Here is a 23,872-nt window from a genome sequence, read left to right on the forward strand (position 1 = left end):
GCCCGGCTTCGTCGCGTCTGGGAGCGGGCGGGCGATGATGACCGCATGTCCGCACGCACGATCCGGGACCTGGCCGACGCCCACGTCGCCGCGCACGCCGAGCTCGACCCGCTGCTCGCGACCTCGCTGGGCCTGCCCACCGGCCAGGACCGGCTCCCCGACCTCTCCCCCGCCGGCGAGGAGGCGCTCGACGCCCTCGACCGGGACACCCTCGCCCGCCTCGAGGCCGCCGGCGAGCCGGAGAACGACATCGAGCGCCGCTGCGCCCGGCTGCTCCGCGAGCGGCTCGCCGCCGCGCAGGAGACCCGCGCCCTCGGCGAGCACCTGCGCAACGTCCAGATCCTGTTCGGGCCGGTCCAGAACCTGCGCACCACGCTCACGCTGATGCCCGCGGGCACTGCCGAGGAGCGCGCGAACCTCGCCGCCCGGCTCGCCGCCGTCCCCGCCGCGTTCGCGGGCTACGCCGAGAGCCTCCGCGCCGGCGCCGATCGCGGGCTGCTCGCCGCGCCCCGCCAGGTCGACGCCGCCGTCGAGCAGTTCGGCTCGTGGCTCGCCGCCGACTGGTTCGCCTCCTTCGCCGCCGACTCCGGCCTCCCCGCGGGCAGCGCCGACGCCGCCACCGCGGCCCTCGGCACGCTGCGGGAGTTCCTGGCCCGCGAGTACCGCCCGCGCACCGCAGGCGTCGCGGACGCGGTCGGCGAGGATCGCTACCGGGTCGCCGTCCGCCGCTGGACGGGCGCCGACCTCGACCTCCGTGAGGCGTACGACTGGGCCTGGTCGGAGTTCCACCGCATCCTCGCGGAGCAGCGCGCCGAGACCGCGCGGATCCTGCCCGGCGCTGCGCCGCGCGAGGCGATGGCGTACCTCGAGACGCACGGCGAGGTCGTCGTCGGGCTCGACGCGATCCGCGCCCGGCTGCAGGGGATCATGGACGACACGATCGCGGCCCTGCAGGGCACGCACGTCGACCTCGCCCCCGAGCTGCTCCGCGTCGAGGCGATGATCGCGCCCGAGGGCAGCGCCGCCGCCCCGTACTACACGCAGCCCTCCCTGGACTTCTCCCGCCCCGGCCGGACATGGCTGCCGACCCTCGGCCGCGACCGCTTCCCGATGTGGGACCTGGTGAGCACCTGGTACCACGAGGGCGTCCCGGGGCATCACCTGCAGCTCGGCCAGTGGGCGCTGTGCGCCGGCGAGCTCTCCACCTTCCAGGCCTCGGCCGGGATGATCAGCGGCAACCTCGAGGGCTGGGCGCTCTACGCCGAGCGGCTCATGGACGAGCTCGGCTTCCTCACCGATCCCGGCGAGCGGCTCGGCTACCTCGACGCCCAGATGATGCGGGCGATCCGGGTGATCATCGACATCGGCATGCACCTGGAGCTGGCGGTCCCGGCCGACTCGCCGCTGCACGCCGGCCTGACCTGGACCCCCGAGCTGGCCCGGGACCTCTTCGGCGCCTACTGCGGGCGGGACGCGGCGTTCCTCGACAGCGAGCTGCTGCGCTACCTGGGTGGGCCCGGGCAGGCCATCAGCTACAAGCTCGGCGAGCGCGCGTGGCTGGCGGGCCGGGACGCCGCACGGCGGGCGCGGGGCGCGGACTTCAACCTCAAGGCCTGGCACATGGCCGCGCTGTCGCAGGGCTCGCTGGGCCTCGACGACCTGGAGCTGGAGCTGGCCGCGCTCTGAGGTTCCGGAGTCCGGCCGCTCACGGCGCGGGCTCCCGACGCGAGGTCGACCGGTGGCGACGTCGTCGAGCACGGGCAGTCCTGCGCAGATCTCACGGCGGCGGGCGGTCTCCGTCCCTGGCCCGGCGCAGCAGGCCCCCCGCGGCGAGGACGTTGCGCTCCTCGTGGCTGAGCAGCAGTCGTAGTGGGATCGGCTCACCGCGCTCCACCTCGGCGGTCAGCTCCTCGACACCGTCGCGGACCGCGTCGGCCAGACCCTCGATGCGCCACCGGTCGCCGACCGACGCCCGCTCGCGGTCGCCCTCGCGGGCGAGGACCAGCGGCACGATGCCCTGCACGATGAGGTTGCGCCGATGTATGCGCGCGAAGCCCGCCGCGGCCACGACCCTGACACCCAGATGCAACGGGGCCAGCGCGGCCTGCTCGCGCGAGGAGCCCTGGCCGTAGTTGTGCCCGCCGACGATGATCCCCGGGGTCCCGCGGGCGGCCCACTCGCGCGCCCGGTCGGGGAACCGGGGGTCGAGGCGGCGGAACATGTAGCCGGCGCACGCCTCGATGTCCGACCACACGGACATGCCGATGGCGCCGTCCGGGGCCATGTCGCCGGTGGAGACGTCGTCACCGACGACGATCACCACCCGCCCGTCGAGCTCCTCCGGCGGCGGTTCCGGCACCGGCGGGGGGACGAGGCTCGGTCCACGGACGATCTCCACCCGCCGCGCCTCGTCGGCGGGCAGCGGCTCGGCGATCAGCCCTTCGACCACCGCCGGGTCGGTGTCCGGGGCGGCGGGCAGCGTGGGGAACGCGCCGAGGTCGCGAGGGTCGATGATCCGTCCCGTCAGCGCGGTCGCCGCAGCCGTCGAGGGCGAGCAGAGGTAGACGCGATCCTCGGCCGTGCCGCTGCGGCCCGGGAAGTTGCGGTTGAACGTCCGGACGGACGCCTGCCCACGCGTCGGGGCCTGCCCGATCCCGATGCAGGGACCGCAGACCGGCTCCAGCATCCGGGCCCCGGCCGTGGCGAGGCCGCGGTACACCTCACCCCGGACGATCGTGTCGAGGATCTGCCGCGAGCCCGGTGTGACCGTGAGCGCGACGTCCGGGTGGACGGTACGGCCCGCCAGCACCGCGGCGACCGTCGCGAGGTCCTCGTAGGAGGAGTTGACCGAGGAGCCGACGCACACCTGCACGACCGGCGTACCGGCGACCTCCCGGACCGGTACGACGTCGCCCGGTGACTGCGGCACGGCGATCAACGGCTCGAGCCGGGCAAGATCGATGTGCTCCTCGGCGTCGTAGGTCGCGCCGTCCTCGGCCGTCACTGCCGTCCAGTCCTGCTCGCGACGCTGGGCGGCCAGCCACTCCCGGACCCGCTCGTCGCCGGGGAACACGGCCCCGGTGGCACCGGTCTCCGTGATCATGTTGCAGATCGTGGCGCGCTGGGTGACCGACAGGCCGGCGACGCCCTCGCCGGTGAACTCGAACACCGCTCCCGCGCCGCCCCGTACCCCGTGGCGGCGCAGGAGTTCCAGGATCACGTCCTTCGCCTCGACCCACTCCGACAGGGCGCCGGTGAGTTCGACCCGCACGACCCGCGGGCAGGCGAGGTCGAACCCGCGGCCGGCCATCGCCACGGCCACCTCGAGACCGCCCGCGCCCACGGCGAGCATCCCGACGGCGCCCGCCGTCGTCGAATGGGAGTCCGCGCCCACCAGCAGGCCACCCGGCCGGGCGAAACGCTCCAGGTGCACGTAGTGGGAGATCCCGTTGCCGGCGGGCGAGTACCGCACCCCGTGACGGCGGCAGAACGAGCGTAGGTAGTGGTGCTCGGCCATGTTGCGCTCGTCGATCTGCAGCACGTTGTGGTCGACGTAGAGCACCGTCGGGTCCACCGTCACGCGCTCCACGTCGAGCGCCTCGAACTGCATGCACGTCATCGACCCGGTGGCGTCCTCGATGAGCACCTGGTCCACCGCGAGCGTGACGTCCTCGCCGGGCTCGAGCGCCCCCTCGCGACGGTGCTGGGCGAGGAGTGTGCGGGTGAGGTTCTCGGCCACCACGCCATCGTCCTCACCTCCGCCGCCGAGTGCAGGAAGGAGGGTGTAGGGCACCGCCGGGTTGGGTAGTCCCGTCGCTTCGCCGCCAGCACGAGGGGGTGCCATGGCCGAGGTCGAGACGCGGCGGACCCCGTGGTACGCGGGGCTGAACCGCAACCATCGTCGGGTCCTCTACGCGACGTTCGCGGGGTGGGCCTTCGACGGCTACGAGACCCAGGCGCTCGTCGTGGTGGTGGCGCCCGCGCTGGCGCAGCTGCTGCCGGCGGGCGAGCGGGGCAGCATCGGGTTCTACTCCGGGCTCGCGATCGGGTTGACCCTGCTCGGTTGGGGCATCGGCGGGCTCGTCGGAGGCGTGCTCGCCGACTACGTCGGGCGCAGGCGGGTGATGCTGTTCGCGATCGTCGGCTACGCGTTGTTCACCGGTCTGACGGCGCTGAGCACGTCGTTCGAGATGCTGATCGCCTTCCGGATCCTCACGGGCATCGCGATGGGCAGCGAGTGGGCCACCGGGACGGTCCTGCTGCAGGAGACCTGGCCGGACCGGGCGCGGGCCAAGGGCGCCGGGTTCATGCAGTCCGGGTTCGGTTTCGGCACGCTGCTGGCCGCCCTGATCTGGTTCCTCATCCAGGGATCGAGTCCGGGGGCGTGGCGCTGGATGTTCGTCATCGGGATCGCGCCCGCCTTCCTCGTCCTCTACATCCGGCGACGCCTGGACGAGTCGCGACGCTGGCAGGACGCGGTCGCGGCGGAGAAGCAGGCACAGGAGAAGCGCACGTTCACCGTGCGCAGGCTCTTCGCCGACCCGGTCAACCGTCGGCGCGTCCTGGTGCTGCTCGTGCTGTCCCTCGGCACGATCATCGGCTGGTACGCGGTGTCGGCCTTCCTCCCGCAGTTCGCCATCCCGCTGGCCCGCGCGAGCGGAGTCGCCCACCCGGAGAGCTGGGGTGCGCTGGCCGTCGTGTTCTACAACGTCGGCGCCATCCTGGGCTACATCGCGAGCGGGTTCGTCGCCGACGCCCTCGGCAGGCGGTGGCTCGTCGCGATCATCTTCGGCGGCTCCCTGGTGATGACGCCGATCACCTACCTCTGGTGGGGCGGCCCCGTGGCGTTCCAGGTGGTCGCGCTGGTGAACGGTGCCTTCACCCTCGGTGGCTTCGCCTGGTTCGCGATCTACCTGCCGGAGCTGTTCGGCTCGACCGTCCGCTCCACCGCGACCGGATTCGTCTTCAACGCCACCCGGCTCATCGCGTGGATCGGCCCGATCGTGTCCGGCTCGCTCATCGCGACCTTCGGCGGGGTCTCCCGCGCCGCGCTCTACATGGGGACGGCGTACCTGCTCGGGCTCGTCATGCTGCCCTTCCTGCACGAGACCAAGGACGAGCCGCTGCCGCCCTGAGGCCCCTGTGGGGAGGGAGCCTCAGGCGTCGAGCACCTCGGCCTGGACGACCGGGGGCAGCGTCGACCAGGGGAAGTTGATCCAGAGCGGGGTGTGCCGCCAGACGTACTCACAGCGCACCTCGCTCTGCGGCTTCTCGTACACGACGGCGCACCGGACGTCCGCCACGTGCTCGCCGCAGAAGTCCCGCACCAGCTTCAACGTGGCGCCGGTGTCGGCCACGTCGTCCGCCACGAGGACCTTCGCCCCGGACAGGTCGACGACGTTGGGGACGGGCGGCAGCATGACCGGCAGCGGCAGCCGCTCCCCCACGCCGGTGTAGAACTCGACGTTCATGACGTGCAGGTTCTTCACGCTGAGCGCGTAACCGAGGGCGCCGGCCACGAACAGCCCGCCACGCGCGACCGACAGGATGATGTCCGGCCGGTAGCCGCTGTCGGCGACCTGCTCGGCCAGCTCGCGGGAGGCCGTGCCGAACAGGTCCCAGGTCAGCGTCTCGCGCTCCGCACCGCTCATGGCCGGAGCCTAACGATCAGGCGCGCACGGAGCCTTCGCCGGCTGCGGTGTCCCGGGTGCCGCGGGCGGGGCGCAGCCGGCGGAACCGGTGCTCGAAGCCCCAGCGAGCGACGTTCACGAACGCCTCGAGCATCACGGCGCCGTCCATCTTCGACGAGCCGATCTGCCGCTCGGTGAAGGTGATCGGCACCTCGACCACGCGGAAGCCGGCCTGCAGCGCGCGCCACGCGAGGTCGATCTGGAAGCAGTAGCCCTGCGAGATCACCGAGTCGAGGTCGAGCTGCTCGAGCACCTGCCGCCGGTAGACGCGGTAACCGGCGGTGATGTCGCGGACGTCCGCGCCCAGGGCCAGCCGCGCGTACAGGTTCGCGCCGCGGGAGAGCCACTCGCGGTGGGCGGGCCAGTTGACGACCTCGCCGCCGGGCACGTACCGGGAGCCGAGCACGAGGTCGGCGCCCGCGCCCTCCTCCAGCGCGGCCAGCAGGGCCGGCAGGTCCTCGGGGGCGTGCGAGCCGTCCGCGTCCATCTCGACGACGACCTGGTGCTCGCCGCTCAGGGCGTGCCGGAAGCCGGCGAGGTACGCGGCGCCGAGGCCGTTCTTGCCCTCGCGGTGCAGCACGCGCACCCGCGGGTCCTTCGCCGCCATCTCCTCGGCGAGCTCGCCCGTGCCGTCCGGGCTGGCGTCGTCGACGACCAGGATGTCCGCGTCGGGCACGGCCGCGTTGAGCCGCGCGACGACCCGGCCGAGGTTCTCCCGCTCCTCGTAGGTCGGGATGACCACCAGGACCGGTCCCGGGGGCTCAGCCATCGACGTCCTCTCCTGCCCGGGGGGCCTCCGCGGGCCCCGTGCGGGGCCCCGCCCCCTCCTGCGCGGCGGCCGCACCCCGGCGTGCCCGCCTTCCGGCCAGCAGCGCGGCGCCGATCGCCATGACTCCCACTGCGGTCAGCACCCACTCGGGCACGGATCGCAGCCGAGTGGCCAGCGTAGTCGTGTCCTCCAGCGACTCGACAGCGACCAGGGTTCCGGGCACGAACTGCCCGGTACTGCCGGTCACGACGCCCTCCGGGGTGATCGTCGCGCTCACCCCCGAGGTGGTCGCGACCACGACCGGCCGGTCGTGCTCGACCGCCCGCACGCGGGACATCGCCAGCTGCTGGTACGTCATCTCCGACAGCCCGAAGGTGGCGTTGTTGCTGGGGACGGCGAGCATCGTCGCACCCGCCGCCACGCTGTCCGCCACCAGGTCGTCGAACGCGATCTCCCAGCAGATCGCGATGCCGATCTCCGCGCCCCCGGCCTGCAGCACGCCGGGGCCGGGACCGGGGACGAAGTTGCCCGCACGGTCGACGTAGCTGGAGAAGAGCCGGAAGAACGACCGCCACGGCATGTACTCGCCGAAGGGCTGGATCCGCCGCTTGTCGTTGCGCGCGACCGGGCCCAGCACCGGGTCCCACACCAGGATCGCGTTGCTGGCCGTCCGGTCGGAGTTGACCAGGACCGACCCGACCAGGATCGGCGCCTTGATCGCGGCGGCGGCCCGGGAGATCACGGCGGCGGCGTCGGCGTTGCGGAACGGGTCGATGTCGGAGGAGTTCTCCGGCCAGATCACGACGTCGGGCTGCGGCCGGCGGCCCGCCGACACGTCGGCCGCGAGCTGTTCGGTGACCCAGACGTGGTTGTCCAGCACGGCGCGGCGCTGGGCGTTGAAGTCCAGGCCCAGCCGCGGCACGTTGCCCTGGATCGCGGCGACGGTGATCGACCTCGACGGGCCGTTCACGGTCGGTGGGACGAGCCCGGCCGCCGGGCCGGCCACCAGCGCGATCACCAGCAGGACGGCCGGCACCGCCGCCGCGCGGACCTCCCGACGCACCAGGCGCCGGACGAGCTCGCCGAGCGCGAGGCCGGTGAGCACGGTGACGAACGACAGCAGCGGCACCCCGCCGACCGACGCCGCGGGCAGGAAGAGGCCCTCGGGCTGGCCGAACCCCACTCTCCCCCAGGGCAGGCCGCCGAACGGGACCCGGCTGCGCAGTGCCTCGGCGGCGACCCACACGGCGGCGCCCCAGAGCGGGGCGGCGGGCAGCCGGGACGTCACCGCCATGCCCGCACCGGCGAGGCCGAACGCGAGGGCCTCGAAGAGGCACAGGGCCAGCCACGGCAGCGCCCCGACGAAGCTCCCGGTCCAGCTCAGCAGCGGGACGAGGAAACCGAGGCCGAACAGGAGACCGAGCAGGAACCCGCGGCGGGCGCGCGCACCGCGCAGCAGCACGCCGAGCACCGCGAACACCGGCGGCGCCAGCCACCACAGCCCGCGCGGCGGGAAGCTCAGGTAGAGCACCACTCCGGCGGCGATCGCCGGGAGCGCCCGGGCCAGCAGCCGCAGTGATCGGGTGGACCGCGGGACCCGGGGGGCGGACCCGGCCTGCGCGGGGTCGACGGTCGGAGCGGCCACGGGGAGAGCCTACGGCGCGCTCGCGCCGGAGCGACCTAGAGGAGGTCCAGGACGCCCGGGCGCGCTGCGGGACCGGTGCGGCGGAACCACTCGCGGCCGTAGGCGGCGGCGAAGTCCTGCTCCGGGAGCGCGGCCGGGTCGACCTGGCTGGCGTGCGCGAGGATCGCGGCCCGCTTGACCGCGAGGTGGCGGGCGTCGCCGGCGACGGTGAGCGCGATCTCGGCACCCTCCCGGCCGAAGCGCACCGACGCGGCGCGGGCGGCGCCGTGCACGAGGTGCCCGTCCGGGCCGAGGCCGTTGCGGTCGACCGTCGCGAGGTAGGAGTCGGCGCCGGTCAGCTCGGCGGCGATGGTGCCGACCACGCCGGCCATCCGGTGGTCGGGGTGGCCGTAGACGCCCAGCTCGTCGTCCGCGAGCAGGGTGCCGGCGCCCTCGTCGTCGACGATCTCGGCGAGCCGGCTCGCCAGGGCGAGCGGCTCCGCGCCGGCGAGCGCGCGGGCGTGGGTGCTGTCCGGGCCGCCGGGCAGGCCGGAGTCGCGGCGGCCGAGGAGCACGAGGCGGGCCACGCCGAGCAGCTCGGCGGCCTGCTCCAGCTCCGCGAGCCGGCGCTGCCGCACGGTCTCGCCGGGGCGCAGCGGGAGGCGGGAGCCGCCCAGCTCACCGCCGGTCGCCATGACGAGCACGACCCGGGCGCCGGCATCGGCCAGGCGGCGCAGGGTGATGCCGGTGAAGATCGCCTCGTCGTCCGGATGCGGGTGGAGGGCGACGACGGTGTGCCCGCGCAGGTCCGGCTCGGCGAGCGCCTGGGCGGCGGAGACGGCGGAGTTCAGGACAGGGGCCGCGGGAGCGGTCATGGAGGTGATCGCACTCTGTGTGGGCCGCGGTGGTGCGGCGGGCGGACGGTTCCGGGGGTGTCAGCGGCAACAGCGACAACACCCCGGACAGCAGCGACCCACGAGGGGGCGGCGGCCGGTCCGGTCGATCACGCGGAACAGGATGCCAGACCGATGCCCTCCGCCGGAAGCGGGGGCGCCCGACGTCACTCCTCGGGTCCGCCCCCGGTGCGGTGCAGGACCCGGCCCTCCCGCACCGTGCGCAGGCACTCCGCGCCGTCCCAGAGCGCGTAGGAGGCCGGGCCGCCGGTCACCGGAGCGGGTGTGCCAGAGCCGCCCGCGGCGTGCCGGCCGCCGGCGGTGTGCGCGGCCAGGGCGGTGGCCTCGTCGACCGACGACGACGGGGTGCGGTGGGCGGTCGCGGCGCGGACCGCGGCCCAGGGGTCCAGCCGGGTGACCGGCGAGTCCGAGCCGAAGGCGAGCACGACGCCGGCCTCGTCCAGCGCGCGTAAGGGGTTCATGCCGCGGGCCCGCTCGACCCCGAGCCGGGCCATGTACATGCCGTCCGGGCCACCCCAGAGGGCGTCGAAGAGCGGCTGGACGCTGGCCACGGCCCCGAGCGCCGCCAGCCGGGCCGCCTGGCCGGCGTCGACCATCTCCAGGTGCTCGAGGCGGTGCCGGGCGGCGCGGACCGCGGCGGGCGAGGTCCGGCGGGCGGCCTCCTCCAGCGCGGCGACGGCGTCCTCGACCGCGGCCTCGCCGATCACGTGGAAGCCCGCCTGGATCCCGGCGCGGGTGCAGGCCGTGAGGTGCGCGGCCAGGGTCTCCGGCCCGACGTAGCGGTTGCCGGTGCAGCCGGGGGCGTCCCGGTAGGGGGTACGCAACGCCGCCGTGCGGGAGCCGAGCGAGCCGTCGACGAACAGGTCGCCGGCCAGGCCGTGCGCCCCGGTGTCCGCGCGGAGGGCGGCGGCGGCCTCCGCGCTGTCGACGGCCTCGCCCCAGTAGCCGACGACGTGCACGCCGTGCCCGCTCCCGAGCAGATCTGCGAGGTCCGCGCGACCGGAGATCTCCGGGCCGGCGCACTCGTGCACCTCCGCCACCCCGTGGGCGGCGGCGTGGTCGAGGAAGGCGCGCTGGGCCGAGCGGCGCTGCGCGGGGTCGAGGGCGGCGAGCGCGGCGCGGCGGACGTGGTGGTGGGCGTCGGCGCTCAGCGGGCCGGTCGGGCTCCACCCCGCGGCCCCCACGGCACCCGGGGCCCGGTCGACCAGAGCGGTGGACACCAGGGCCGAGTGGACGTCGATCCGGCTGAGGTAGACGGCGCGGCCGTCGGCGGCGCGATCCAGCTCCGTCCGGGTGGGAGGTGCGCCGGCCCAGCGGTCCTCCTCCCAGCCGTGCCCCCAGACGACCGCGGACGGCGGCGCGGCGCCCGCTGCCGCGGCCACCGCGGCCAGGACCTCCTCCGCGGTCGCGCAGCGGGTGAGGTCCAGGCCGTCGAGCAGCAGGCCGGAGGCCGTCGCGTGGACGTGCGCGTCGACGAAGGGGGAGGTCAGCAGCAAGCCGTCCAGGTCCTCGACGCGCGCACCGCTCCGGTCCCGGGCCTCCTCGGCTTCCCCGGTCCAGGTGACCAGACCGGCCTCGGTCTCGATCGCGACGGGACCGGGCCGGTCGGGCAGCCGGAGGCCGGTGAGCAGGGTGCGGGACACGGTTCGGGTGTCTACCGCACCCCGGCCCGGTCGATCGCCACCGGGGCGATCACTGCTGGGTCGATCAGTACGGGGCCTTCGGCATGATGATCCACAGCACGATGTAGATCACGAACTGCGGGCCCGGGAGCAGGCAGGACAGCAGGAAGATCAGCCGCACCACGAACGGGCTCAGGCCGAAGCGCTGCGCGAGGCCGGCGCAGACACCGGCGATCACGGCGCCGTTGCGCGGGCGGGTGAGGGTGGTTGCCATGGTTTCGTCGAGCTCCTCGTTCCGGTCGGCGGCGGTTCTCGCCGCCCTGCACCTCACGACGCCGCCTCCGCGGGGTGGGTGCCTCCTGACAACGCCCGGAGAAACTCCGGGGTTCCCCCGAGGGGGCGACGGAGCACGCCCCACCGACAGTTCCTCCCGATCGCGCGCGGTTGTCCACAGCAGGACCCCCGGCCGGGCCCGCGTCCGCGGTTCCGCGTGCCCGGAACCGGAGTTGTCCACAGCGGAGCGACGACGAACCCGCCGGCGGCGTCGGCGCTCCTAGCGTCCACCGCGTGCCGACTCGCCTGCTCCCCGCGCCGTCCCGCCACCGTGCGCTCCCCGTGGTCGTCCTGTTCGCCGCGCTGGTCACGGTCGGGGCGGCCCCTCCGGCCTCGGCCGCCGGCGTGCCACCCGATCCGCGGCCGACGGCGGTCGTCGCGCTGGGCGACAGCGCGGCCTCCGGTGAAGGCGCCGGCGACTACGAGGCGGGCACCCGCGGCGAGGGCGGGAACTGGTGCCACCGCTCCCCCGCGGCCTACGTGCACCGCAGCGCGCTGGCGGACCTCGCCGTGAACCTCGCCTGCTCCGGCGCGGGTGCCGAGCACGTCGCCTTCGGCGCGGCGGTGCACCAGACCGAGGGATCGCAGGCGCAGCGGCTGGTGGAGGTCGCGCGGCGGCACCGCGTGCGGGCGGTGACCCTGCAGGTGGGCGCGAACGACGAGCCGGACCTGTCCGGCGTCGCGGTCACCTGCATCCGAGCCTTCCTCGATCTGCGGGAGCCGGGGTGCCGCACGACCGTCGGCCCGGGCTGGGCCGGCCGGCTCGCGGCGGTGGCGCCACGGATCGAGGCGGCCGCCCGGGACGTCCGCGCGGCGATGTCCGAGGCGGGCTACCCGCCGGACGGCTACGCGTTCGTGCTGCTGTCCTACGCCGCGCCGGGCAGCGAGGCGATGCCGGCCTGGCACGCCGTCCAGGGCTGCCCGTACTCCCGGCCCGACGCCGGCTGGGCGCGCACCGTCGCGTTCCCGCAGCTCGCTGCCACCGTCGGTGCGGTGGCCGAGCGGGTGGGCGCGCGGTTCCTCGACCTCACCCGGCTCGCCGAGGGGCGCGAGGCGTGCACGGGCCCGCTGCGCGACGAGTGGCAGCGTCGGCTCACGGTCGACCCGCGGACGCTCGTCCAGGGCGCGCTCGACACGGCGGGCCGGCACCTGTTCCAGGAGTCGTTCCACCCGACCGCGGCGGCGCACACCGCGATCGCCGGGTGCCTCCGCGAGTTCGTCGGCGGCACCGCGGCGCGCGCGGCGTGCGTACCCGGCCGGGACGGGACCGCGCACCCGGAGGTGGCGGCGTGATCAGGATCGCCCCGGCGGCCCCGGTCGACGGTTCAGAGGACGACCAGGTTCCGCGGCCCGTTGTTCAGGCGCTCGGCGCCGGTCTCGGTCACGACCACGATGTCCTCGATCCGGGCGCCCCACTCGCCGTCGAGGTAGATGCCCGGCTCCACGCTGAAGGCCATGCCGGGCTCGAGGGTCAGCGCGTTGCCGCCCACGATGTAGGGCTCCTCGTGCACGTCGAGCCCGATGCCGTGGCCGGTGCGGTGCACGAACCGCGGGCCGAAGCCGGCCTCGGTGATCGGGGCGCGAGCGGCCTCGTCGACCGACTCGGCCGTCACGCCCGGGCGCACCGCCTGCACCGAGCGCTCCTGCGCCTCCTGCAGCACGGCGTAGGTCTCGCGGATCTGCGCCGACGGCTCCGCCCCGACCGCATAGGTGCGGGTGCAGTCCGAGTTGTAGCCGCTGGCGAGCGGGCCGCCGATGTCGATGACCACGACGTCGCCGGGCTCGATGACCCGGTCGGACACGTCGTGGTGCGGGCTGGCGCCGTTGGGCCCGGAGCCGACGATCACGAACGCGGCCTCGGTGTGGCCCTCCGCCACGATCGCGGCCGCGATGTCCGCGCCGACCTGCGCCTCGGTCCTGCCGGGCTTGAGGATCTCGCCCATGCGGGCGTGCACGCGGTCGATGGCCGCGCCCGCCTCGCGGAGCTGGGCCACCTCGGCGGCGTCCTTACGCATCCGCAGCTCGCGCAGGACCGGCCCGGCGAGCGCCTGGCGGACCTCCGGAAAGGCGTCCCGCAAACCGAACACGTGCCGCGCCGGCATCCCGTCGGCCACCGCCATCCGGGTGGGACCGCCCGCGAGGTCGGAGACGAGCAGGTAGGGGTCCTCGCCGTCCGTCCAGGTGAGGACCTCGACGCCGAGCGCCTCGAGGGTGGCGACGTCGAACCCGGGGGCCTCGAGCCGCGGCACGACCAGGGCCGGCGGGGCCCGGTGGCCCGCGGCCGGGAGCACGAGGCAGGTCAGCCGCTCGTGGGACTCGCCGGCGTGGTCGACCAGGTAGCGCAGGTCCGTGCCGGGGGTGATGAGGAGGACGTCGGCGCCCTGCTCGGCGGCGACCTCGCCGGCCCGGCGCAACCGGTCGGCGAGCAGCTCGGTGGGGACGGCGTGGCTCATGGGGCGAGCTTAGGGCGCTCACGCTGCGCGCCGTCCCCACCTGGCATGCTGGCTCACCGTGACGGCCCCCCGGAACCCGGCCCCGCAGGCCCCCGCCGGCTCGCTGATGCTGCTCGACGCCGCGAGCATGTACTTCCGCGCCTACTACGGCGTGCCCGAGTCGATCACGGCGCCCGACGGGACCCCGGTCAACGCGGTCCGCGGGTTCACCGACATGATCGCCCGGCTCGTCGCCGAGCACCGCCCCGCGCGGCTCGTCGCGTGCCTGGACCTCGACTGGCGGCCGGCGTTCCGGGTGGACGCGCTGCCCTCCTACAAGGCGCACCGGATCGAGGGCTCCACGCCCGGGAGCGGGCCGGACACCGCACCCGCGGGGATCCCCGAGGAGGTGCCGGACACCCTCGAGCCGCAGGTGCCGATCATTCTCGACGTCCTGGCCGCGGCGGGCATCGCCACCGGTGGCGCGGAGGGGCACGAGGCGGACGACGTGATCGGCACCCTGGCCCACCGCGAGACCATCGACCCGGTGCTCGGCGTGAGCGGCGACCGGGACCTCATGCAGATCGTGCGGGAGGAGCCCACGCCCGTGCGGCTGCTCTACGTCGGCCGAGGGCTGGCCAAGGCCGAGCTGCTCGGGCCGGCGGAGGTCGCCGAGAAGTACGGCGTGCCGCGGGACCGGGCCGGCGAGGCCTACGCCGAGATGGCAATGCTGCGCGGCGACCCCTCGGACGGACTGCCCGGCGTACCGGGGGTCGGGGCGAAGACGGCGGCCACGCTCGTCGGGAAGTTCGGCTCGTGGGCTGAGCTGGTCGCGGCCGTCGAGGACACCTCCGACACCCGGCTCGCCGCGAGCGTGCGGAGCAAGCTCGGCAAGGCGGCGGCCTACCTGGCCGTCGTCGAGCCGGTCGTGCGCGTGGTGCAGGACGCGCCGGTGGAGCTGTCGCGGTCCGACGCGCTCCCCGACTCCCCCGCGGACGCCGGTGCGCTCGCCGCCCTGGCGGAGCGCTGGGGCCTGGGCGGGTCCGTGGACCGGCTGGTGGCGGCGCTCAAGGGCTGACACCCCGGTCGCCGTCACCGGCGGTCCCCGGCCGGGTCAGAAGAACGTCCCGCACCACGGCACGCCGCTCGCCGCCGGGGCCGCGAAGAGCCGGTCCGCTCGGGGGACGGCGGCGCGGTCGTGCGCGGTCCACCAGCCGCTCGCGACCAGCTCGGAGGGCCGCCGGTCGCCGAGGTAGGCCATCGCGAGGCCCGCGACGTCGCACTCCAGGTCGGCCGGGCCGTCCTCGGCCGGCGCGGGATCCGTGGGATGCGCGCCGTTCGTGTCGGTCGTGAGGGCGCCGATCACGTGTACGCCGTCGTTGCCGGGGAAGAGGGCGTCGTGCACGCGGATCCGGAGCGGCTCGCCCCCGGTCCCGCCCCACGTGCGGGCGGCGAGCGCGGCGGGCACGTCGAGCAGACGCAGCCAGGTCTCGTCGCCGATGCCGGTGGTGCGGCAGGCCCGCGGGTCCTCGAGGTAGAGGTCCACCGGTTCGTCCAGCGGCCGCAGGTGCGCCGAGACGGCGCGGAGGAGGTCGAAGCCCAGCAGGAAGCGCCACAGGCCGGCAGTGGCCTGCGGGGTGGCGGCGTGCAGGTCGCCGAGCTCGAGGACGTTCTCGCCGAAGTCCGTGCCCTCCTGGCGGACGGTCCAGGTCGCGAAGCCGTCGTCGCCGTCGGGGCCGGTGTGCACCGCGATACCCCGGGCGCCGTCGGCACTGCGCCGGGGGCGCAGGACGTGCGCCCACCAGCCCTCGTCGCGCACGATGGGACCCGGGCGCGTCGTGGCGCCGAGGATGCGCGCGTAGAGCGACGGCAGGAGCGGAGCGGCCTCCTCGGGGTGGAGCAGCCGGACCTCACCGCCCGACGGGGTGTGGGGGCGGAAGCGCGCTCCCGCGGTCACCCGCAGGTTCCGCCCGCGGCTGGCGACGCCGTAGCCGAAGCGGCCGTAGATGCGCGCCTCGCTGGCCCGCAGGGTCGCGGTGACCTCGCCGCGATCGGCGGCGTCGGACAGCTGCTCGCGCATGAGCGCGGTGAGCAGGCCGCGGCGCGTCCGGTCGGCCCGGACGCCGACGCGGGTGACGGCCGCCATCGGGACCCGTGCCCCGCCGGGCACGGTGAGCGCGGATCCGAAGCTCATGGCGGTCCCGGCGAGCGTGCCCGCGGGCAGGTCCACGCCGAACGTGCGGCCCGGGGCGTAGGAGAGCCGCGTGAGGGCCCAGTGGTCGTCGTCGACGGGGCCGCCGGCGTGGAGGGCGGCGCCGAAGAGGGCGTGCGCCGCCCGGAACTCGCCGGGCTCCAGCACCCGCACCTCGGCGGCGGGACGCGCCGTGCCGTCCGGCGACGGGGGCGTGTGCGGGGCGTCGGTCTCGGGCTCGCGGGATTCGGTACCGGTCGTGCTCACGAGAGCCGATCCTCCGGCCCCGGGCCGCCCGCTGTCACCCGAAATCCGGGTCCGCGCGGTCCCGGCGGCGCCGCGCGGCGGGGTCAGACGCGGCCGACCTGGTAGGTGCCCCGGTCGTCGAGGACCGTGACCGGGACCTCGACCGCCTCGCCGTCGACGTTCGCGGAGCAGGTGAAGGTCGTGCCGGCCTCGACCTTCTGCCCCTCGGGGCAGCTCACGCCGGTCGCCCCGAGGCCGTAGTCCTGGGTGAGGATCCGGGTCACCCCGGCCTGCAGCGCCTGCTGGTCGAACTCCTCGGTCACGAGGAAGCCCGGCTGCCAGAACGCGGTCACGGCCAGGACCGCCAGCACAGCCACCAGCACCGCGGCGCCGGCGATCAGCTTCTTCCCGCCACCGCCGGACCGTCCGCGGCGGCGCGAGGCGCGGCTCTCCCCGCCGGGCAGGGTCGAGGTCGCGGACGCGGCACCGCCGATCCCGGCGCCCGCCGGGTCCCAGCCGCCGGGCGCGGGGTGTGCCGCCGTGCGGTCGTCGCTCCGGGGGTCCCACGACCCACCGGACGGACCCCGGGTGCCCTCCGGGTCCCAGTCGGCCGTTCCGGCGGGATCCCAGCCCACGCCCTCGCCCTGGGCGCCCGAGCTCCAGCCGGAGCCGCCGGCGGCGCTCCACTCGGACCCGCCGGTGTCGCCGCTCTCCGGCGCCGAGCCGTGGGACGGGGTGGCGTCGTGTCCGGCACCGGTCGTGCCCGTCGTCGTGTCGCCGTACTCGACGGCCGGCGACCCGTAGGCCGGGGTGGGCGGGTCGGCCTCGGCGCTGCTGGTGAAGTCCCATCCGGAACGCCCGGTGTGCGGCACGGTCCTCGACGCGGAGTCGTCCGTCGCATCGCCGCTCTCGGCGCCGGCTGTCCCGGTGCCGTAGGGGGCGCCGTAGGTGTCGCGGTCCGTCCCGGCGGACGGATCGGGTCCGGTCGCGTCGCCCTGGCCGCCGGCGGCCCGGTGGCCCCGGTCCGTCTCGCCGTGCGGGTCCCGTGGGGTGCTCATCGCCGACCTTCCGTCCGTCCTGCGTTCCGTGCCTCTCGTGCGTCCGGCGCCCGTCGCGCCTCCGCACCGCGCCGCGCTGTCCGGCGCACCGGGCAACGATCCAAGCACACCTCGGCGCGCCGCCGCGGCCGGTCGTCGCCCGCACCACGCACTCCCACCCTGGGTGCGCGCGCTGCTACCAGCGGTGCGCGTCCCGCTCGCCCTTCCGGCCCCGCCGCTCGCGGTCCGACCGGGGGCATGATCGCCAGACAGGTCGCTCCCTGGCCACGTACGTCCGCCGTCGGTCCGGAACGACGATCACGGCCGGAGCGGGTCACGCTGCCGAGGGCTCGGTGACCGTCCCCGGGACCAGCACCACCCGGGCGTCGGCATCCACACCGCCACGAGCCCCGCTGTGATCACGGACCGCCGATCACGCCGTCCCGCAGCAGGAGAACGGGGCCGCCGGAGAACGACGACGAGGGAGTACTCACCCCACCCCGGCCGCGACGACGCCGCGGCGGACCTCGCGGGCCGCCTTGTGGGCGTTGCGCCCCACGCCGGTGGTCCTCCCGGCCACGGAGGCGATCTGTTCGAGCAGGTCGAGGACCTGGCGGGCCCAGCGGACGAAGTCGCCCGCCGACAGCTCCTGCCCGTTGCGCTCGGCCGCCTCGAGGACCTGGGCCAGCGATTCGCCACGGGCCCAGCGGTGCATCGGCCAGGCGAAGCCGAGGTCCGGCTCGCGCGTGCGGTCCACCTTGTGCCGGCGCTCGTCCTGTTCGAGCTCGGCCCAGATCCGCACGGTCTCGGCGAGGGCCTCGGTGACCGCGCCCTGCGGGACGCGCGGGACCGGGGCGTTGTCCCGGCGCGACTCGTAGACAAGGGCGGACACCACCGCGGCCAGCTCGGCAGGCTCGAGGTCCGCCCAGAGGTCGTGCCGCAGGCACTCGGCGGCGAGCAGGTCCGACTCGCCCCAGAGCCGGGCGAGCCGGTACCCGTGGTCGGTGACGGTCTCGCCGTCGAGGTACCCGCGCTCGGTGAGCAGCGCGCGGATCCGGTCGAAGCCGCGGGCGAGCGAGTGCGTGGTCGCCCGCACCTTCTGGCGCAGCTGCTCGGTCTCCCGCTCCAGCCGCGCGTGCCGCTCGCCCCAGCGGGCGTGGGCCTCCCGGTCGTCGCAGCCGTGGCAGGGGTGGGCCCGCAGCGCCCGGCGCAGGGCGGCGAGCTCGGGATCGTCCGCAGCGCCGCCACCGTGCTTCCTCCGCTGCGGGGTGGGCGGCACGATGCCGGTGTTGCGCAGCGACGACGCGAGGTCCCGCCGCACCCGCGGCGAGCGGTGGTCGACGCGCTTCGGCAGCCGCATCCGGCCGAGCGTGCTGACCGCGACGGGGAAGTCGGCGGTGGAGAGCCGGCCCGCCCAACGGTCCTCGGTGAGCACCAGCGGCCGCGGGTCCTCATGGTCGCCCGGCGGGTCGAGGACGACCGCGAGCCCGGCCCGGCGGCCGCCCGGCACCGCGATGACGTCCCCCGGCCGCAGGGTGCGCAGCGACTCCGCGACCTCGTTGCGGCGCTCGGCCGAGCCCTGGCGGCGCAGCGACTTCTCCCGGTCGGACACCTGGCGGCGCAGCCGTGCGTATTCGGTGAAGTCCCCGAGGTGGCACTGCATGGACTCGGCGTAGCCCCGCAGCGCCTCGGTGTTGCGCTCGATCCGCCGCGCCAGCCCGACCACCGACCGGTCCGCCTGGAACTGCCCGAAGGACTGCTCCAGCAGCTCGCGGCCCTGCTCGATGCCGAGCCGCTCGACGAGGTTGATCGTCATGTTGTAGTCGGCGCGGAAGGAGCTGCGCAGCGGGTAGGTGCGCGTGGAGGCGAGGCCGGCGACGTGCTCCGGGTCCACCCCGGGCTGCCAGATGACGACGGCGTGCCCCTCGACGTCGATCCCCCGCCGCCCGGCGCGCCCGGTGAGCTGCGTGTACTCGCCCGGTGTGAGGTCGACATGGGCCTCGCCGTTGTACTTGACCAGCCGCTCGAGGACGACGGTCCGGGCCGGCATGTTGATGCCCAGCGCCAGGGTCTCGGTGGCGAAGACGCACCGCACGAGCCCCTCGACGAACAGCTCCTCGACCGTCTCCTTGAACGCCGGCAGCATGCCCGCGTGGTGCGCGGCGATGCCGCGCTCGAGCGCCTCGCGCCACTCCCAGTAGCCCAGCACCCCCAGGTCGGCCTGCGGCAGGTCGCCGGTGTGCTTCTCGATGATCCGCCGGATCTCGGTGACCTCGGCCTCGGTGGTGAGCCGCAGCCCCGCCCGGACGCACTGGCCCACCGCGGCGTCGCAGCCCGCGCGGCTGAACACGAAGGTGATGGCCGGCAGCAGGGCCGCCCGGTCGAGCCGGTCGATCACCGTGACCCGCGAGGCCGGCCGGATGCCACCTCGGGAACGCGGCGGCCCGCCCCGCCCCGGGCCCGACGAGCGGCCGCGCCGGCCCTCGGTCACCCAGGTCGCCATGTTGTCCTGGCGGGACAGCTCGCGGGTCTGCCGCAGCAGCTCCGGATCGACGGACAGCTCGCCGCCCGTCTCGGCGAACAGGTCGTGGAGCCGGTTGCCGACCATCATGTGCTGCCACAGCGGCACCGGCCGCACCTCGTCGACGACGACGGCGGTGTCGCCGCGCACGGCGACCAGCCAGTCCCCGAACTCCTCGGCGTTGCTCACCGTGGCCGACAGGCTGACGAGCGCGACGTGCTCGGGCAGCTGGAGGATGACCTCCTCCCAGACGGCGCCGCGGAACCGGTCCGCGAGGTAGTGCACCTCGTCCATCACCACGTAGCCGAGCTGGTCGAGCGACCGCGACCCCGCGTAGATCATGTTGCGCAGGACCTCGGTGGTCATCACGACCACCTGCGCGTCGCCGTTCACGCTCGTGTCGCCGGTGAGCAGCCCGACGGCCGCGGCCCCGTGCCGGTCGACCAGGTCCGCGTACTTCTGGTTCGACAGCGCCTTGATCGGCGTGGTGTAGAAGCACTTGAGGCCCTGCGCCAGGGCCAGGTGCACGGCGAACTCGCCGACGACGGTCTTCCCCGCGCCGGTCGGCGCGCAGACGAGCACGCCGTGCCCGTCCTCGAGCGCCTCGCACGCCTCCCGCTGGAAGGCGTCGAGACCGAAGGGGAGGGACCCGGCGAACTCGCTCAGCCGCGGATGCGCGGCGCGGGCCCGGGCCGCGGCGTACGCCTCGGCGGGGGCCGGTGTGCTGCTGGCCACCCGACCAGGCTGTCACACCACACCGACACTCCGCCGTCGGACGGGCCCGTTACCCCGCTCACGGACGGGCCCGGGCTCAGGTGACGTCGTCGACGTTGCGGGCGCTCGGCTCCGCGCTGCTCACCGGCGCGGGCGGCGGCACGGCGCCCGGCTCCTCGATCCGGCTGGGCCCGTCCACCCGGCTGGGCGCGGTGTCGATCGGCGACGGGGCGTCGGGATCCCAGTCGTCCCAGCCCTCGGCCTTGCGCTGCTTGGCCTTGCGCCGGTCGTGCACCCGCGCGATCTGGATGGCGAGCTCGAACAGCAGCGTGAGCGCCGCCGCGAGCGCGGTCATCGAGATCGGGTCCTGCCCCGGCGTGGCGACCGCGGCGAACACGAACAGGCCGAAGATGATCCCGCGCCGCGACTTGCGCAGCCGCTCGTAGCTCAGGATCCCGATCTGGTTGAGCATGACGACGAGCAGCGGGATCTCGAAGCTCACGCCGAAGATCAGCAGCAGCGCGATGACGAACCCGAAGTAGCTCTCGCCGGTCAGTGCGGTGGTCTGCACCTCGCTGCCGATCGTCAGCAGGAAGGCCAGGCCCTGCGAGACGACGAAGTACGCGAGCACCGCGCCCGCGACGAACAGCACCGCCGCGGTGCTGACGAAGATCAGCGCGAACTTGCGCTCCTTCGGGTACAGCCCGGGCACGATGAAGGCCCAGATCTGGTACAGCCACACCGGGCAGGCCATGACGATGCCCGCGACCGCGCCGACCTTCAGGCGCAGCATGAACTGGTCGAACGGCCCGGTGCCGAGCAGGGTGCAGGACCCGTCGGCGGTGAACACCGCCCGCGACGAGGCGGGCAGCGAGCAGTACGGCTCCTTGAGCAGGGCGCCGAGACTCGGTGCGCCGAAGAACCCGACCTCGAACCAGATGTAGCCGACGACCGTGGTGACCGCGATCGCCAGCAGCGAGATCCCGAGGCGGTTGCGCAGCTCGTAGAGGTGCTCGACGAGCGTCATCGTGCCGTCGGGGTTCTTCGGGGTCCGACGGAGGCTGAGCTTCACCACGTCGAGCGCGGCCCTACTGCTGGTGCTCGCGCTGCTCCACCGGCTGCTCCGCGGGCCGCGCCGCCGGGGCCGACGAATCGGTGGCGGAGGTACCCGTGCTGCCGGTGGTGCCCGTGGTGGAGCCCTGCGCCGGCGGGAGCTGGGCCGGGGGCTCCTGCTTCGCCGGCTCCTCGGTCTTCCCGTCGTTCTTCATGCCCTTCATCTCGCCCTTGAAGATGCGGGCGGACTGCCCGACGGAGCGGGCCATGTCGGGCAGCTTCTTGGCTCCGAACAGCAGGAGCACCACCACCACGAGGATGACGATCTCCCACCCGCCGAGACTCGGCATGAGCAGTCCTTTCGACGGAACCGGTTCACCCTGATACTACGCACCGGTACCCCGGGCAACGTCAGCGGCGGGCGCGCAGTTCCGCGGCCGCCGACCGCAGCGGGAGGACGGCCTGCACGGTGCGCCGGCGCTCCTGCTGCGCGGCATGCACGAACCGCCGCACGTGGGCCAGGCAGACCACCGCCACGGCCAGCAGCAGCACGATCCCCGCCGCCCCCAGCAGCACCGGCACCCAGTACAGCCCCATCAACGCTCCCCCGATCCCGTGCCGTGCCCGCCCGCGGGCACGTCGTCCGTGGTGGTCGCCGCGGCGAGCGCCGCACGCGCCCGCTCGGCCACCGCGACCGCCAGCTCCGGCGGCTCCAGCACCCGCGCCCCGCCGCCGAGGCCCAGCACCAGCCGGACCAGCCAGGCCGGGTCGGCGTACCGGAGCAGCACGCGCGCCGAGCCCGACCCGTCGAGGTGCTCCACGACCTCGTCGACCGGGTAGTACTCGGCGATCCAGCGGGCCTCGCGGGCCACCTCGAGGACCGCGGTGCGGTGCTCCTCGCTGGGCGTGAACAGCCCGCGCGAGACGTCGTGCGGCTCCGCATCGGACGGCGGCGCGCTCGGCTCGGCGAGCTCGGCGACCTCCTCGACCCGGTCCAGCCGGAACAGCCGCACGCCCTCCGCGCGCCGGCACCAGGCCTCCAGGTACCCGCGGCCCTCGACGAGCAGCAGGCGCATCGGGTCGACGGTCCGGCGGGACACCGCGTCCCGCCCGGCGGTGTAGTAGACGATCTGCAGGGCCCGCCCGCGGTCCAGGGCGCCGCGCACGGTGGCCGCGGTGGCCTCCTCCTCGCGGGTGAGGTCCACGGCGACGGTGGCCACCCCGGCGTCGCCGACGGCCCGTTCGATCTTGGCGGTGGCCCTGCGCACGGCCGCGGTGTCGACGACCCCGGGTGCCTCGCCCAGCGTCCGCAGGGCCACCAGCAGCGCGGTCGCCTCCGCGGTGGTCAGCCGCAGCGGGCGGCGCATCCCGGCGTCCTCGGTCACGGTCACCGTGTCCCCGGAGAACGAGAGGTCGACGAGGTCCCCCGGCCCGTAGCCGGGCAGCCCGCACATCCACAGCAGCTCGAGGTCGCGGCGCAGCTGCCGCGGGGTGATGTCGAAGTCCGCGGCGGCCTCGGCGATCGGGATGCCCGGCCGCGCCAGCAGGTACGGCACCAGCGACAGCAGCCGCGGAAGCCGGTCGGCGACCCCGCTCACCGGACGCGCTCCCCCGCGTGGGCGGCGAGCGCGCCCTCCCACAGCCGCCGCACGTGCGCGGCGAGCCCCGGGGGGTCGAGCACGACGACGTCCGGCCCCGCCCCGGCCAGCCAGCGCGCGACGGTCCGCTCGCTGCGCAGCTCGATCTCCAGCATGTCCCCCTGACGGCCGCCCAGCTCGCGCGGCCCGACGACCGTGCCGAGCCGGCGCAGGCCGTGCGCGTGGCCCTCCGCGACCCACACGGTGGCGACCCCGACGACCGGCCCCTGGTCGACGGACCGGTGGATCGACGCCATCAGGTCCGTGCCCGGCGGCACGGTCACCTCACCGGGCTCGCCCACCGTCTTGACCGGCTCGAGGATGCGGGACAGCCGGAAGGACCGGACGTCCTCCCGGTCCCGGTCGTGACCCACGAGGTACCAGCGGCCCCGCCACGACACCACGCCCCACGGCTCCACGGTACGCCGGGCGATCTCGCCGGTCGGCCCGCCGCGACGGTGGTCGAAGGTGACGGCCTGGCCGGCCTGCACGGCGGCGAGCAGCGGCGCGAACGCCGGCTCGGCGGCCCGGACCCGCGGCTGCACCGAACCCCGCGTCTCGTCGACCTCCACACCGGCGGCCCGCAGCTTGCGCAGGGCCCCGTGCGCGGCGCCGGACAGCTCGGGCGAGTCCCACAGCGAGCCGGCCAGCGCGACGGCGGCGGCCTCCTCGGCGTCGAGGTCGATCTCGCCGAGCTCGTAGTCGCCCCGGGCGATCCGGTAGCCCTCCACGGTGTCGAAGGCCGAGGTGCGGCCGGTCTCGAGCGGCACACCCAGCTCGCGCAGCTCGGTCTTGTCCCGCTCGAACATGCGGAAGAAGGCCTCGTCGCTGGTGGCGTCGGTATACCCGGGCACGGTCGCGCGGATCCGCTCCGCGGTCAGGAACTGCCGCGTCGACAGCAGGCAGAGCACCAGGTTCACCAGGCGCTCGGCACGGGCGGAGGACACGGGGGCAGCATACGACCAACCGTTCGAACGCCGCGGGCACCCGGAGAAACTCGGCACGCCGGGCCGCGGTCGGGTGAACGCGCGCCCCGCCGGGTCGGTGTCTCAGGAAGCGACACCGCGCGGCCTTGACCCGGCGATCACC

The 23,872-nt window shown here is 75.1% G+C and carries 20 protein-coding genes; 4 read left to right on the forward strand and 16 right to left on the reverse strand.

The genetic code is table 11. The features are described 5' to 3' along the window. Window positions 1-45 precede the first annotated feature (45 nt). On the forward strand, window positions 46-1,686 hold the full coding sequence (locus tag ACQP04_RS18450) for a DUF885 domain-containing protein (RefSeq protein ID WP_433508260.1): 1,641 nt from the start codon (window positions 46-48) through the stop codon (window positions 1,684-1,686). Between the two features lie 91 nt (window positions 1,687-1,777). On the opposite strand, the gene ACQP04_RS18455 is transcribed toward ACQP04_RS18450, so the two are convergent. Further along, window positions 1,778-3,739, reverse strand: coding sequence for an aconitate hydratase (locus ACQP04_RS18455; protein WP_433508261.1), 1,962 nt, complete (start codon window positions 3,737-3,739; stop codon window positions 1,778-1,780). A 103-nt stretch (window positions 3,740-3,842) separates the two neighbouring features. Between ACQP04_RS18455 and ACQP04_RS18460 the strand changes: the two genes are divergently transcribed. Then, a complete protein-coding gene (locus tag ACQP04_RS18460) occupies window positions 3,843-5,135 on the forward strand; it encodes an MFS transporter (protein ID WP_433508262.1) in 1,293 nt (430 codons plus the stop codon). A gap of 21 nt (window positions 5,136-5,156) precedes the next feature. On the opposite strand, the gene ACQP04_RS18465 is transcribed toward ACQP04_RS18460, so the two are convergent. From ACQP04_RS18465 to ACQP04_RS18490, 6 genes are all read right to left on the reverse strand, one after another. After that, a complete protein-coding gene (locus ACQP04_RS18465) occupies window positions 5,157-5,651 on the reverse strand; it encodes a phosphoribosyltransferase (protein ID WP_433508263.1) in 495 nt (164 codons plus the stop codon). A gap of 16 nt (window positions 5,652-5,667) precedes the next feature. Beyond that, complete coding sequence (locus ACQP04_RS18470; RefSeq protein ID WP_433508264.1) at window positions 5,668-6,459, reverse strand: polyprenol monophosphomannose synthase; 792 nt, start codon at window positions 6,457-6,459, stop codon at window positions 5,668-5,670. Next, window positions 6,452-8,104 carry an apolipoprotein N-acyltransferase gene (gene lnt / locus ACQP04_RS18475; protein WP_433508265.1) on the reverse strand — a complete coding sequence of 551 codons (1,653 nt, stop codon included), beginning with the start codon at window positions 8,102-8,104 and terminating at the stop codon, window positions 6,452-6,454. Before lnt ends, ACQP04_RS18470 begins: the two co-directional genes overlap by 8 nt. Window positions 8,105-8,139: 35 nt before the next feature. Continuing rightward, a complete protein-coding gene (locus ACQP04_RS18480; protein ID WP_433508266.1) occupies window positions 8,140-8,958 on the reverse strand; it encodes a PIG-L deacetylase family protein in 819 nt (272 codons plus the stop codon). Window positions 8,959-9,143: 185 nt separating this feature from the next. Beyond that, window positions 9,144-10,640 (reverse strand): amidohydrolase, encoded by a 1,497-nt coding sequence (locus tag ACQP04_RS18485; RefSeq protein WP_433508267.1) that lies wholly within the window; start codon window positions 10,638-10,640, stop codon window positions 9,144-9,146. 64 nt (window positions 10,641-10,704) lie between these two features. Further along, window positions 10,705-10,893 carry a PspC domain-containing protein gene (locus tag ACQP04_RS18490; RefSeq protein WP_037038901.1) on the reverse strand — a complete coding sequence of 63 codons (189 nt, stop codon included), beginning with the start codon at window positions 10,891-10,893 and terminating at the stop codon, window positions 10,705-10,707. A 293-nt stretch (window positions 10,894-11,186) separates the two neighbouring features. On the opposite strand from ACQP04_RS18490, the gene ACQP04_RS18495 reads away from it, so the two are divergent. Next, complete coding sequence (locus ACQP04_RS18495; RefSeq protein WP_433508268.1) at window positions 11,187-12,245, forward strand: GDSL-type esterase/lipase family protein; 1,059 nt, start codon at window positions 11,187-11,189, stop codon at window positions 12,243-12,245. Between the two features lie 32 nt (window positions 12,246-12,277). On the opposite strand, the gene ACQP04_RS18500 is transcribed toward ACQP04_RS18495, so the two are convergent. Continuing rightward, window positions 12,278-13,405: a M24 family metallopeptidase gene (locus tag ACQP04_RS18500; protein ID WP_433508269.1), complete on the reverse strand. Its 1,128-nt coding sequence runs from the start codon at window positions 13,403-13,405 to the stop codon at window positions 12,278-12,280. A 106-nt stretch (window positions 13,406-13,511) separates the two neighbouring features. On the opposite strand from ACQP04_RS18500, the gene ACQP04_RS18505 reads away from it, so the two are divergent. Next, a complete protein-coding gene (locus tag ACQP04_RS18505; RefSeq protein WP_433508388.1) occupies window positions 13,512-14,462 on the forward strand; it encodes a 5'-3' exonuclease in 951 nt (316 codons plus the stop codon). 36 nt (window positions 14,463-14,498) lie between these two features. On the opposite strand, the gene ACQP04_RS18510 is transcribed toward ACQP04_RS18505, so the two are convergent. From ACQP04_RS18510 to ACQP04_RS18545, 8 genes are all read right to left on the reverse strand, one after another. After that, window positions 14,499-15,842 (reverse strand): GNAT family N-acetyltransferase, encoded by a 1,344-nt coding sequence (locus ACQP04_RS18510; RefSeq protein ID WP_433508270.1) that lies wholly within the window; start codon window positions 15,840-15,842, stop codon window positions 14,499-14,501. 83 nt (window positions 15,843-15,925) lie between these two features. Continuing rightward, on the reverse strand, window positions 15,926-16,879 hold the full coding sequence (locus tag ACQP04_RS18515; protein ID WP_433508271.1) for a DUF4333 domain-containing protein: 954 nt from the start codon (window positions 16,877-16,879) through the stop codon (window positions 15,926-15,928). 469 nt (window positions 16,880-17,348) lie between these two features. Beyond that, the gene (locus ACQP04_RS18520) at window positions 17,349-20,114 is read right to left on the reverse strand and encodes a DEAD/DEAH box helicase (protein ID WP_433508272.1); all 2,766 of its coding nucleotides are present in this window, start codon (window positions 20,112-20,114) and stop codon (window positions 17,349-17,351) included. A gap of 76 nt (window positions 20,115-20,190) precedes the next feature. Continuing rightward, on the reverse strand, window positions 20,191-21,120 hold the full coding sequence (gene tatC / locus ACQP04_RS18525) for a twin-arginine translocase subunit TatC (RefSeq protein WP_433508389.1): 930 nt from the start codon (window positions 21,118-21,120) through the stop codon (window positions 20,191-20,193). Window positions 21,121-21,181: 61 nt separating this feature from the next. After that, complete coding sequence (tatA, locus tag ACQP04_RS18530) at window positions 21,182-21,496, reverse strand: Sec-independent protein translocase subunit TatA (protein ID WP_433501834.1); 315 nt, start codon at window positions 21,494-21,496, stop codon at window positions 21,182-21,184. A gap of 61 nt (window positions 21,497-21,557) precedes the next feature. Further along, the gene (locus ACQP04_RS18535; protein ID WP_433501835.1) at window positions 21,558-21,743 is read right to left on the reverse strand and encodes a hypothetical protein; all 186 of its coding nucleotides are present in this window, start codon (window positions 21,741-21,743) and stop codon (window positions 21,558-21,560) included. Further along, window positions 21,743-22,744 carry a helix-turn-helix transcriptional regulator gene (locus tag ACQP04_RS18540; protein WP_433501836.1) on the reverse strand — a complete coding sequence of 334 codons (1,002 nt, stop codon included), beginning with the start codon at window positions 22,742-22,744 and terminating at the stop codon, window positions 21,743-21,745. Before ACQP04_RS18540 ends, ACQP04_RS18535 begins: the two co-directional genes overlap by 1 nt. Further along, window positions 22,741-23,730, reverse strand: a complete 990-nt coding sequence (locus ACQP04_RS18545; protein ID WP_433501837.1) for a helix-turn-helix transcriptional regulator — start codon at window positions 23,728-23,730, stop codon at window positions 22,741-22,743. The genes ACQP04_RS18540 and ACQP04_RS18545 overlap by 4 nt, the downstream gene beginning before the upstream one ends. Window positions 23,731-23,872 lie beyond the last annotated feature (142 nt).

The sequence above is a fragment of the Pseudonocardia halophobica genome, assembly GCF_050948485.1.
Classification (GTDB): Bacteria; Actinomycetota; Actinomycetes; order Mycobacteriales; family Pseudonocardiaceae; genus Pseudonocardia; species Pseudonocardia halophobica.

Excerpts from the sequence above, each read along its gene's own strand:
- ACQP04_RS18450 (WP_433508260.1), top strand. The coding sequence starts at position 46 with ATGTCCGCACGCACGATCCGGGACCTGGCCGACGCCCACGTCGCCGCG.
- ACQP04_RS18460 (WP_433508262.1), top strand. The coding sequence starts at position 3,843 with ATGGCCGAGGTCGAGACGCGGCGGACCCCGTGGTACGCGGGGCTGAAC.
- ACQP04_RS18465 (WP_433508263.1), bottom strand. The coding sequence starts at position 5,651 with ATGAGCGGTGCGGAGCGCGAGACGCTGACCTGGGACCTGTTCGGCACG.
- ACQP04_RS18470 (WP_433508264.1), bottom strand. The coding sequence starts at position 6,459 with ATGGCTGAGCCCCCGGGACCGGTCCTGGTGGTCATCCCGACCTACGAG.
- ACQP04_RS18480 (WP_433508266.1), bottom strand. The coding sequence starts at position 8,958 with ATGACCGCTCCCGCGGCCCCTGTCCTGAACTCCGCCGTCTCCGCCGCC.
- ACQP04_RS18490 (WP_037038901.1), bottom strand. The coding sequence starts at position 10,893 with ATGGCAACCACCCTCACCCGCCCGCGCAACGGCGCCGTGATCGCCGGT.
- ACQP04_RS18500 (WP_433508269.1), bottom strand. The coding sequence starts at position 13,405 with ATGAGCCACGCCGTCCCCACCGAGCTGCTCGCCGACCGGTTGCGCCGG.
- ACQP04_RS18505 (WP_433508388.1), top strand. The coding sequence starts at position 13,512 with ATGCTGCTCGACGCCGCGAGCATGTACTTCCGCGCCTACTACGGCGTG.
- ACQP04_RS18515 (WP_433508271.1), bottom strand. The coding sequence starts at position 16,879 with ATGAGCACCCCACGGGACCCGCACGGCGAGACGGACCGGGGCCACCGG.
- tatC (WP_433508389.1), bottom strand. The coding sequence starts at position 21,120 with ATGACGCTCGTCGAGCACCTCTACGAGCTGCGCAACCGCCTCGGGATC.
- tatA (WP_433501834.1), bottom strand. The coding sequence starts at position 21,496 with ATGCCGAGTCTCGGCGGGTGGGAGATCGTCATCCTCGTGGTGGTGGTG.
- ACQP04_RS18535 (WP_433501835.1), bottom strand. The coding sequence starts at position 21,743 with ATGGGGCTGTACTGGGTGCCGGTGCTGCTGGGGGCGGCGGGGATCGTG.